This window comes from Pseudomonas sp. GM80 (genome assembly GCF_000282515.1).
GTDB lineage: Bacteria > Pseudomonadota > Gammaproteobacteria > Pseudomonadales > Pseudomonadaceae > Aquipseudomonas.
Genome location: NZ_AKJD01000118.1, coordinates 1 through 10932, shown reverse-complemented (window position 1 = coordinate 10932; position 10932 = coordinate 1). Strand labels below are relative to the sequence as shown.

General features: G+C 60.8%; 10 protein-coding genes and 1 pseudogene. 8 read left to right on the top strand and 3 right to left on the bottom strand.

Annotation, left to right across the window (positions count from 1 at the left end):
- Positions 1-92 precede the first annotated feature (92 nt).
- Positions 93-1880, bottom strand: a complete 1788-nt coding sequence (locus PMI37_RS18885) for a thiamine pyrophosphate-requiring protein (RefSeq protein WP_008083771.1) — start codon at positions 1878-1880, stop codon at positions 93-95.
- A gap of 174 nt (positions 1881-2054) precedes the next feature.
- Here PMI37_RS18885 and PMI37_RS18880 point away from each other — a divergent pair, with 174 nt between their 5' ends.
- Positions 2055-2825, top strand: a complete 771-nt coding sequence (locus PMI37_RS18880; protein WP_008083769.1) for an APH(3')-II family aminoglycoside O-phosphotransferase — start codon at positions 2055-2057, stop codon at positions 2823-2825.
- 52 nt (positions 2826-2877) lie between these two features.
- Complete coding sequence (locus PMI37_RS18875; protein WP_008083766.1) at positions 2878-3381, top strand: hypothetical protein; 504 nt, start codon at positions 2878-2880, stop codon at positions 3379-3381.
- 3 nt (positions 3382-3384) lie between these two features.
- Here the strand turns inward: PMI37_RS18875 and PMI37_RS18870 are convergent, their stop codons facing one another.
- Positions 3385-3660 carry a DUF2798 domain-containing protein gene (locus PMI37_RS18870; protein WP_008083765.1) on the bottom strand — a complete coding sequence of 92 codons (276 nt, stop codon included), beginning with the start codon at positions 3658-3660 and terminating at the stop codon, positions 3385-3387.
- A 126-nt stretch (positions 3661-3786) separates the two neighbouring features.
- On the opposite strand from PMI37_RS18870, the gene PMI37_RS18865 reads away from it, so the two are divergent.
- The 5 genes from PMI37_RS18865 to PMI37_RS18845 all read left to right on the top strand — a co-directional run bounded on the left by PMI37_RS18865 (position 3787) and on the right by PMI37_RS18845 (position 9881).
- Positions 3787-4749, top strand: a complete 963-nt coding sequence (locus PMI37_RS18865) for a LysR family transcriptional regulator (RefSeq protein WP_008083763.1) — start codon at positions 3787-3789, stop codon at positions 4747-4749.
- Positions 4746-5171, top strand: a complete 426-nt coding sequence (locus PMI37_RS32270) for a hypothetical protein (protein WP_008083762.1) — start codon at positions 4746-4748, stop codon at positions 5169-5171. The genes PMI37_RS18865 and PMI37_RS32270 overlap by 4 nt, the downstream gene beginning before the upstream one ends.
- 155 nt (positions 5172-5326) lie before the next feature.
- Positions 5327-6166 carry a glutathione-dependent disulfide-bond oxidoreductase gene (yghU, locus tag PMI37_RS18855; protein WP_008083755.1) on the top strand — a complete coding sequence of 280 codons (840 nt, stop codon included), beginning with the start codon at positions 5327-5329 and terminating at the stop codon, positions 6164-6166.
- A gap of 272 nt (positions 6167-6438) precedes the next feature.
- Positions 6439-8616, top strand: a complete 2178-nt coding sequence (locus PMI37_RS18850; protein ID WP_008083753.1) for a TonB-dependent siderophore receptor — start codon at positions 6439-6441, stop codon at positions 8614-8616.
- A gap of 71 nt (positions 8617-8687) precedes the next feature.
- Positions 8688-9881, top strand: a complete 1194-nt coding sequence (locus PMI37_RS18845; protein ID WP_008083751.1) for a GAF domain-containing sensor histidine kinase — start codon at positions 8688-8690, stop codon at positions 9879-9881.
- A 14-nt stretch (positions 9882-9895) separates the two neighbouring features.
- Here PMI37_RS18845 and PMI37_RS18840 read toward each other — a convergent pair whose 3' ends face one another.
- Positions 9896-10537, bottom strand: coding sequence for a LysE family translocator (locus PMI37_RS18840; protein WP_008083749.1), 642 nt, complete (start codon positions 10535-10537; stop codon positions 9896-9898).
- Positions 10538-10645: 108 nt separating this feature from the next.
- Here PMI37_RS18840 and PMI37_RS18835 point away from each other — a divergent pair.
- Positions 10646-10932 (top strand): annotated as a pseudogene (locus tag PMI37_RS18835) (phytanoyl-CoA dioxygenase family protein); the annotation flags it as partial.

Below are 10932 nucleotides of genomic sequence, written 5' to 3'. Positions count from 1 at the left end.
GACCTGCCGAAGGCTGCGATCTGTTGATCTTAAAAACAACATCAAGAGATCGCAGCCTTCGGCAGCTCCTACAGGGGGGGTGAGTGTTGAGTTTATTTTTTGCCGGGGAGTACCGAGCCGAGCACTTGCTTGGCGGTTTGCATCAGAATTCCCGCTTCGTCCGGATCGCCCTTGAGCAGTGTCGTGGCGAATTTCTTCGCCTGCTCAAGCTTGATGTGCGGCGGCAGCGGCGGCACGTTCGGGTCGGTCTTGAATTCGATCAGCACCGGTACGTCCGAAGCCAACGCCTGCTCCCACGCGCCGGCAACATCCTCTTCGCGATCCACGAAAATGCCTTTCAGGCCAATGGAAATGGCAAAGAGGTGATAAGGCACGTCCGGAATACTCTGCGACGCCTCGAATTTCGGATCGCCCTCCATCACCCGCTGCTCCCACGTCACCTGATTAAGGTCCTCGTTGTTGAACACCGCGCAGATCCATTTCGGGCTCGCCCACTGCCGCCAGTATTTGGCGACGGTGATCAGCTCGGCCATGTTGTTCATCTGCATCGCGCCGTCGCCCACCAGCGCAATCACCGAGCGCTCCGGGTAGGCGAATTTCGCGGCGATCGCATAAGGCACAGCGGCGCCCATCGACGCCAGCCCACCGGACAACGAGCACTGCATGCCGCGACGGATTTTCAGGTCGCGGGCAAACCAGTTCGCGCAGGAGCCGGAGTCGCTGGTGATGATCGCTTGCTCGGGCAAACGCGGCGACAGCTCATACACCACCCTTTGCGGGTTGACCGGGTCAGCCTTGGCCATGGCGCGTTTTTCCAGGGTTTTCTCCCAGCTGCCGCGCCAGCCTTCAACCTTCTTGCGCCACTTGTTCGAGGTTTTCTGTTCGAGCAGCGGCAACAAGGCGTTGAGGGTTTCGGCGGCGTCGCCGACCAGATTGACCTCCATCGGGTAGCGCAGGCTGAGCATGTCGGGTTGCAAATCGATCTGCACGCCGCGCGCCTGCCCTTCTTTGGGCAGAAACTCGGCATACGGGAAACCCGAGCCGATCATCAGCAAGGTGTCGCATTCGGTCATCAACTTGTAGCTGGGCTCGGTGCCGAGCAGGCCAATGCTGCCGGTCACCCACGGCAAATCATCCGGCAGCGCCGCTTTACCGAGTAGCGCCTTGGCGACGCCGGCGCCGAGTTTTTCCGCCACGGCGATCACTTCATCGGTTGCCTGCAACGCGCCCGCACCGACCAGAATCGCAACCTTTTCACCCGCGTTCAAAACGTCTGCCGCACGCTGCAAATCCGCCTCGTAAGGCAGCACTTTCGGTTTGCTATAACCGACGCCGGAATGCGCGGTGCCATGCGCGCGGGCCGGCGCCTGGTATTCAAGATCCTGCAAATCGTTGGGCAGGATAATTGCCGTGACACGCCGTTCGCCCACTGCCGTACGCACGGCGCGGTCGAGCAGATGGCGCACCTGCGACGGTGCCGAAGCCTGTTGCACAAACGCGCCGGCGACGTCCTTGAACATCGACACCAGATCGAGTTCCTGCTGATAGTGACTGCCCAGCGCCGTGCGTGCCTGCTGGCCGACAATCGCCAGCACCGGCATGTGGTCCATGCGCGCATCGTAGAGCCCGGTGATCAGGTGCGACGCCCCCGGACCGGACGTGGCAATGCACACGCCCAGTTCGCCGGTGAACTTGGCGTGCGCCGAAGCCATGAACGCGGCCATTTCCTCATGCCGCGCCTGAACGAATTCGATCTTTCCCTTGGCCCGGCTCAACGCCCCGAACACGCCATTGATGCCGTCGCCCGGATAACCAAAAATCCGCGTGACGCCCCATTGGCTGAGCCGTTCAACCAGAAAATCTCCCACTGTCATCGTCATCTCGATCCTCGCTTTTCACCGGTGCGTGAAGCATTCCCGGCGAAGTACCCGCCGGGAGGTGTAAGGGTCTGGACAGCCGCTTCGGCGCCGAAGTTTCGATTGATTTGCACGACATCATCGACTGCCCGAAGGCACAATGGCGCCCGACCCAGTGATCGCAAAGGACGAATGACAATGAACTTACCTGATGCATGGCGGCGCACATTTGCTGATGCTGTCATCGAACAACAAACCATCGGCGAATCGCGCGCCGACGTCTGGCGCATCAGCCCTGCCGACTCAGCTGCGCTGTTCGTGAAGTGCGAGCAAGTGATGACGTGGGGCGAACTACCCGGCGAAGTGCAGCGCCTGCGCTGGCTGGAAACGCTTGATCTGCCCGCACCACGGGTACTGGAAACGACCACTGAAGCCGAGCACAACTGGTTATTGATGACCGCCGTGCCAGGGCGCGATCTGGCCAGCAGCGAACAGCTCTCACCGCTACAAATCGTCACGCTCACGGCGCAAGCCTTGCGCGAATTGCACGCGGTGGCGATCGACAGCTGCCCGTTCGATCACTGCCTCGACAAGAAAATCCCACTGGCCCGCGAGCACGTCCGGGCAGGCCTTATCGATGAAGAGGACTTCGACGACGCCCGCCTCGGCCGCAGCGCTGAAGACGTGTTCCAACAGTTGCTCGCCGAACGCCCGCCACACGAAGAACTGGTGGTGACGCATGGCGATGCGTGCCTGCCCAACCTGCTCGCCGAACATGGCCGTTTCAGCGGTTTCGTCGACTGTGGACGCCTGGGCGTTGCTGACCGTTATCAGGACCTTGCGCTGGCCGCTCACAGCATTACCGATAACCTTGGCGAGCAATGGCTGCCGGCATTTTTCGAGGCGTACGGCGTGCAACCCGATCAGCGCCGGATTGCCTTTTATCAGCTGCTTGACGAGTTTTTCTGAGGCGAAGGCCTTTGTGCGCGGTCGATGTTGAATAACCGGCGGAGGACGCACGATGACTGAAGTACAGACCTTGCTGCTTGAGCGTAACGACTGGGTACCGAACAACCCGCACTTGCCGGTGCTGGTCTATCCGCAAGCGATCGCAATCGAGGGCCGCGATCCGGCGGCATTGTTCGAGCGCACCTTTGACGCCAACGGCTGGCCGGCGCAATGGCGCTATGGGATTTACGACTTCCATCACTATCACACCGAAGGCCATGAAGTGCTGGGCGTCGCCGCTGGCCACGCGCGGCTGATGCTCGGTGGCCCGCATGGGCACGTGCTGGAGGTCAGCGCCGGCGATGTGTTGCTGCTGCCTGCCGGCACCGGCCATTGCAACCTCGGCTGCAGCGCAGACTTTCTGGTGGTCGGCGCTTATCCGCCGGGGCAGCACGCCGATATCTGCCGTGAGGCGCCGAGCGAGGCGCAATTGCGCGCCATCGAGCAACTGCCGTTTCCCGCGCAGGATCCGGTGCAAGGCGCGCAAGGGGCGGTGCAGCAATACTGGGGCAAATAGCCTTCAGCGGTGCGGATGCACGGTCCATGCGACCAGTTTGATCACGATCGGCCGAACGACAAGGATGCACAGGAACGCCACCGGCATCGCCAGCTTGTAGGCGTGCAAGGCATTACTCAGGTAATCGTTATCAATGCCCGAGTTGCTGGCCGTGATCACCAGCGACATGAGGAAGGCCATGATCGTCGCCATGTACAGGGCAAACACGTACGGCGTGGTCCGCGCCGACAGCTTGCGCCGACTCAGGTAAACCGCTTCGGGACTGGTTTGTTGATTCATAAGGCGCATCCATCCGTTGACAGGGAGCGGGCACCTTAGCAAAGCGGTTGCGCGCCAACTAGACGGGTAAACGCAGGTACTTTATAAAGCACAACTTACGAATCAACCCTTCTCGGCAGGCCAAGGATGAATCTGTTAGCGGCGATTGCCAGTTTTATCAAAGTGGTCGAATCCGGCTCGATTGTCGGCGCCGCGAAAAGCCTGGGTGTCAGCGCAGCGGCCGTCAGCCAGACGCTCAATCGCCTTGAAAGCCACCTCGGCGTACGCCTGTTGCAACGCACCACGCGCAGCATGGCGCTCACCGAACACGGCGCGCTGTACTACGAAAAGGTCAAGCGCATCGCCGCGGATCTGGAATCGGCACAAAGCTCGATCTGCGTCGCCGAAACCGTGCTGCAAGGCCGACTGAGCATCGCCTCGACGTCTGCGTTCGGCCGCCATGTGCTGGCGCCGCTGATCGCCGGTTTTGCAGCGCTGCACCCGCGTCTGCAGGTCGAGTTGTCGACCACGGACGGCAAGATCAGCCACATCCACGACGGCATCGACCTGAGCCTGCGGATCAAGCCGCAACTGGAAGAAGGCATCGTCGCGCGCAAGATCGTTGCCCTGCCCTTCATCCTCTGCGCCTCGCCCGCCTACCTGCAACGCGCGGGCCGGCCAAGCACGCCGGATGAGCTGCACCAGCATGCCTGCCTGGCGTTTCGTTATCCGTTGGACGGGCGTTTTCTGCGCTGGAGTTTCATTCGCGACGGCCAGCGCTACGACGCACCTATCAACGCGACGGCGATCAGCGATGACATCGACGCCCTGGCGCAAATGGCAATCCACGGCGCGGGCATCACCCGACTGGCAGAATTTGTCGCCGCGCCCTTTCTCGCCAGCGGCCAGTTGCTGGCGTTATTCGAACCCGGCGCCAACGCGGCGCAGGCGGTTGCCGAACCGATGGAAATCTATGCCTGCGTGCAGGAGCGTGCGGCGCTGACGCCGAAGGTCAAAGCGTTCATCGATTATCTGCTTGAGCATCTGGCCGCGCGCTGGCCGATGGAACACACCCACCCTCAACTACTCAGCCGAAGGGATTTGCCGTGACCCGATTACGCTACGCCAAAGGCTCAGGCCACCCCCCGCTGCATCTGGCATCGATTACCGCGAACGGCGCCGATGCGGGAGAGCTGCGGTTCACGCTGGCGAATGCCAAAGAGCTTCGCATCGCCTTTACGTCGCACGCCGAGCAAGTACGAATGCTCGAACGCCTGATCACTGAACGCGTGCCCTTTGCCGTCGGCGGCATGTGCCCGGGGCCCGCAGAAGAGGTCGACATGCTCATCGCGACAGCCGAACTGGCAGGCCCCTACATTGAGCTGGCCTGGACCGCGCCACAGCAGTGGGTGGTCAGGGAAACTTCAAGCGTTGCGAGCGAGTGGCTGCAAGTCGCTGAAGCCAGCATGATCGCCAACCCGTCATTCGACCCGAACGCACTCAAGTGTTTTGACTGCCCCACGCTGCGGTAAATGGACTGCAGGTGAAATGCAAAAAAAGCCGCACGCCCCGCAGCCGTCATCGCCGCCGTCCAACATGAAATAACGCCGATCGCGCTGGCACCCGGCGAGATTTTTTCATACGGTGTTCGATCTCTTCTCCGCCAGCATTCGACGAGGTCCGTTTCATGAGTAAAGCGTCCTACGTACCGCCCAAGGTCTGGAAAAATGAAGCGCCATCCGGTGGCCAGTTCGCCAACATCAATCGCCCGACTGCCGGGCCGACGCATGACAAAGCGCTGCCCGTGGGCAAACATCCGCTGCAGCTGTATTCGCTCGCTACGCCCAACGGCGTGAAAGTGACGATTCTGCTCGAAGAACTGCTGGCGCTGGGACACACCGGCGCCGAGTACGACGCGTGGCTGATCCGCATTGGTGAAGGCGATCAGTTCTCCAGCGGCTTTGTCGAGATCAATCCGAATTCGAAGATTCCGGCGCTGCTTGATCGCAGTGTCGAGCCGTCGATTCGGGTGTTCGAGTCGGGTTCGATCCTGCTGTACCTGGCCGAAAAATTCGGCGCCTTCCTGCCCAAGGATCCTGCCGGACGCACCGAAACCCTCAACTGGCTGTTCTGGCAAATGGGCGCGGCGCCGTATCTGGGCGGGGGCTTCGGGCATTTTTACGCGTATGCGCCGGAGAAGCTCGAATACCCGATCAACCGTTTCACCATGGAAACCAAACGGCAGCTGGATGTGCTGGATCGACGCCTGGCCGAGAGCCCTTATCTGGCCGGCGACCGCTACACCATTGCCGACATCGCGGTCTGGGCCTGGTACGGGCAACTGGTGCGCAATAACGTTTACTCGGCGGCGGAGTTCTTGTCCGCGCAGGAATACACCCATGTGCAACGCTGGGCACAAGTCATCGCCGATCGACCTGCAGTGATTCGCGGAATGCGCGTCAACCGCACATGGGGCGATGAAGACACGCAAGTGCCCGAGCGCCATCAGGCCCAAGACCTCGACTAACCCCGCAACCTCCCTGTAGAAGCTGCCGCAGGCTGCGATCTTTTGATCTTGCTTTCCCAAAATTAAACCGAAGATCAAAAGATCGCAGCCTGCGGCAGCTCCTACAGGGGATCGGTGGTGGTGCAAGGCTGCACTCGGCAAATGTGAAAAATTCGTTAACTATCTGACTCGTACGGCTTTCTTCGGGCGAATCAATCTGACATGCTAATGCGAATACTTCTTGTATGCGCCTGCATCAGATTCGTTTTGGTATTACCTGGGGAAGCAGATTGATGTCGTTTCACACCATTCACCGTCGTTCCAACCTTTCGCCCAACATTCTGGCCGTCGCTATTTGTATGGCCAGCATCGCACCGGTCATGGCCGATGATGCGTCGCCCGCCACGCCGGCAAACCCTGCGCCGGCCACCACGCTGGAACTCGGTGCCACTGAAATCGGCGCCACGCAGATGGGCAGCACCACTGAAGGCACGGACTCCTACACCACCGGCCCGATGCAGACGGCAACCAAGTTGTCGCTGACCATGCGCGAAACGCCGCAGGCGGTGACCGTTGTCACCCGCCAGCGCATGGACGATCAGGGCATGACCAGCATCAACGATGTGGTGAAGGCCACACCGGGTCTGTTCCTCAATCAGTCCAGCGGCCCGGGGCGACAGACTTACAGTTCGCGCGGTTTCGACATCGACACCATCATGTACGACGGCCTGCCGAGCACCTACTCGCCATTCTCGATGGCCGTGCAGCCAAACCTGGCAATGTTCGACCGCGTCGAAATCGTGCGCGGTGCGACCGGCCTCGTCACAGGCGCCGGCAACCCTTCGGCGGCGATCAACATGGTGCGCAAGCGTCCGACGGCCGATCAGCAAGTGACCCTGACCGGCGCGGCTGGCAGCTGGGATGATTACCGTGGCGAAATCGACGCCTCCAGCCCGCTCAATGAAAGCGGTACGCTGCGCGGCCGGGTGGTGAGTTCCTATCAGGGCGCGGACAGCTTCCGCGACAAAGAACAAAACGATCACGGCCTGTTCTACGCCATCGGTGAAGCCGACCTGAGCGACAGCACCACAGCCGCCCTGGGCTTCTCGCGCCAGAACGAACAGACCAACTATTTCTGGGGCGGCCTGCCGCTCGGCGCCGACGGTCACCACCTCGACCTGCCCCGCTCCACCTACCCGGGCACCGACTGGGAAAACAAGAAGCTGCAGATCGACACCGTGTTCGGTGAAATCGAACATCGCTTCGACAACGACTGGAAACTGCACCTGGCCGGCTCATCCTCGACCCTCAATGGCGAGTTCTCCGGCACCTACCTGTCGCGTTACAACGGCCCGCTGGAAACCACCGCCTATCAGTCGCATAACACCGACAAACAAACCGCGTTCGACGCCTTCGCCAGCGGCCCGTTCGAAGCCTTCGGCCGCACCCACGAACTGGTCGTCGGCGCCAGCGACCGTGTCTACGATGCGACCTCCAAAGAGTACGACCCGTACACTACCGCGTGGCCCATCGGCGCGCCAAAACCGAACTTCGTGCGCGACAGCAAAACCCGCACGGTGACCACGCAAGATGCCGTCTACCTGACCACGCGCCTGAGCCTCGCCGATCCGCTGACGCTGATCCTCGGCGGTCGTCTGGACTGGTACGACTACGATGACCGCACCGGTGATGGCGACTACAAGGTCACCCGCAATCTGACGCGCTACTCCGGTCTGATCTACAAACTCGACGATCACCATTCGGTATACGCCAGCTACACCGACATCTTTACCCCGCAGACCTCCAAAGACCTCTCCGGCAAAGTGCTCGACCCGATCGTCGGCGAGAACTACGAGGTCGGCATCAAGGGCGAATACTTCAATGGCGCGCTCAACGCCAGTCTGGCCGTGTTCCAGATGGACCAGACCAACCGCGCCGCCCTCGCTGCCACCCAGCTCGGTTGCCCGGTCATGACCTGCTACCAGGCCTCCGGCAAGGTGCGCAGCCAAGGCGTGGACATGGAACTGCAAGGTGCCCTGACCGAAAACTGGCAAGTCGGCGCCGGCTACACCTTCACCCGCGCGCATTACATCAAGGATGAAAATCCCGACAACGATAACCAGCGCTTCAAAACCGACATCCCCGAGCACCTGTTCAAGGTGTCGACGATGTATCGCCTGCAAGGCCCACTGGAGAAATTCCGTATCGGTGGCAACGTCTACTGGCAGAGCCGCCTGTACAACGACGTTCCGGTCGCCAACAGCACCTATCGCCTCGAACAGGGCAGCTACGCCGTCACCGACTTGATGGCCGGTTATGAAGTCAACAAACACCTGGATCTGCAGGTCAACGCGAACAACATTTTCGACCGCGTCTACTACTCCTCCATTGGCTATAACACCACCTGGGGTTCCACCGACAACTACGGCAATCCACGCAGCTACATGCTGACGGCCAAATACAAGTTCTAAGTCCGACGCATTAGTCATGGCTGGCAATAAGGGATAGTCTCTGCCTCGATACCCACTCGAAGCGCCAGCCCATGACCAACCCAGCGTTCTCCTCCGACATTGAAGCCATCCGCAGCATTGACTCGGTGCCCGTGATCCTGAGCATGGTCAAGCACCTCACGGGCATGCGCTTTGCGGCGGTAGCGCGGGTCACCGAGAAAAACTGGGTGGCCTGCGCGGTCGACGACTCGATTGATTTCGGGCTCAAGCCCGGTGGCGAACTGGTGCTCGAATCGACCATCTGCCATGAAATCCGTCAACACCAGCAGCCGGTCATCTTCGGCCATGCCAGCACCCACCCGGTTTTTTCGCTGCACCACACGCCGAAAACCTATGGCCTGGAAAGCTACATCTCCATTCCCATCGTCAAAGCCAATGGCGACTTTTTCGGCACGCTGTGCGCCATCGACTCAGTCCCGGCGAACCTCGACGAGCCGGCCATCGCGAAAACCCTGACCCTGTTCGCCCAACTGATTGCGATGAGCCTCGACACGCAAAGTCATCTCGAAGCGACCAAAGCCGAACTGAGCAATGCCAATGAGCTGGGCCGGCTGCGCGAACAGTTCATCGCGGTCCTCGGGCATGATCTGCGTACACCGTTGAGCGCGATTCGCATGAGCGCCGACCTGCTGGAAACCAGGACCGAAGAGAAACGCTCGCTCAATCTGCTGTCGGCGATCCGCAAGAGCTCGGTGCGCATGGGCGTATTGATCGAAAACATCCTCGACTTTGCCCGTGGACGCCTGGGCGACGGGATTCCGGTCCGGCGCAAACTGGTGGATGACCTGCAACAGACGCTGCAGCAAACCCTTGAAGAGGTGCAGGTTTCGCACCCGCGAGCGACGTTCACGCACACGCTGAACGTGCCGAGCGGCGTCTATTGCGATGCGCTGCGCATCAGCCAGTTGCTGTCCAATCTGCTGGGCAACGCGGCCACTCATGGCTCGACCAGCGCGCCGATCATCCTCAACGCTTTCGCTGAGAACGATGAAATCGTGATTTCGCTGACCAACCAGGGCACGCCGATTTCGGCGCAGTTGATGCCGCTGCTGTTCGAACCGTTTTCCCGGTCCGAAGCCGGGCAGCGTAACGAGGGATTGGGACTGGGGCTTTATATCGCCGCGCAGATTGCGGCGGCGCACAACGGCACGTTGAGCGTCACCTCAACCGCTGAATCGGGAACCTGCTTTGTCGCGCGGTTCCCGGCGCAGTTCAAGTGGGTATGAGTTGGCGCTGACGGTTACACCGTCTGCCGGCGCATGGTCAGAATCGCCGCGCCGAAACCAATGAACGTTGTGCCCACCACCCGGCTGACCCAACGCGACAGCGCCGGGCGGGTCAACACGCCCTTGGCGCGAGACGCCAATGCGGCATAGATACTCAACGACGACACCGACAACGCCATGAAGATCGAGGTCAGAATCAGGAACTGCGGCAGCAACGCGGCGCCCTGATCGATGAATTGCGGAAACAATGCAGTGAAAAACATCGTTGCCTTGGGGTTGGTCACCGCCGTCAAAAAAGCCGACTTGTAGAGTTTGCCGCGCGTTGGCCGGGCCTTGGTCGCCTCACCTTCGAGCCCCTCTGGCAGCATCGGGCCCTTTTTGAACAGCTGCTTGACCCCGAGATAAAACAGGTACCCGGCGCCGATGATCTTCACCGCGTTGAAAAGAATCTCCGAACTGGCCAGCAGCGCGCCCAACCCCAGCATCGCCGCCGCCGACAGGCAGAACAAACCGCTGGCATTGCCCAGCGAAGACCAGATCGTGCTGCGCTGCCCGTGCGCCAGACTGTTGTTGATTGCCATCAAAGTTGCCGGCCCGGGGCTGGCAATGGCAATCGCGCCAACCAGGGTGAACGCCAGTATCGAGTGAGAATCCATTTTCGCTGCTCGTGGTCAAAGTGGTGCTGCATGTTACAGCAGCCAGGCGGTCTCTTGCTTGGGCGGCTATACCTTGTTGCGTAGCGCAGCCATCGCCCAGAGGAAATCATGACCGACCGCCAACACCTGCATCGCGAGGGTTTTGCCCTGCTCCGCCAGGCCATCCCGAGACAATGGCTGAATGAGTTGCGTGCGGTGTTCGAGGCCGGTGTGAAACCGTCGACCCAATGGCCGACACCTCGCGGGGTGGACTGGCGCCATTCACAGTTGGACCTCGACGTGCGAATTCAGGCGACGTGCCGTCTACCGCAGTTACTGGCAGTGGTCGGCGAACTGATTGGCGAGCGATTTTTTCTGGCGCAAGTGGAGGGTCGCGAGCCGCTCGGCGGTGGCGG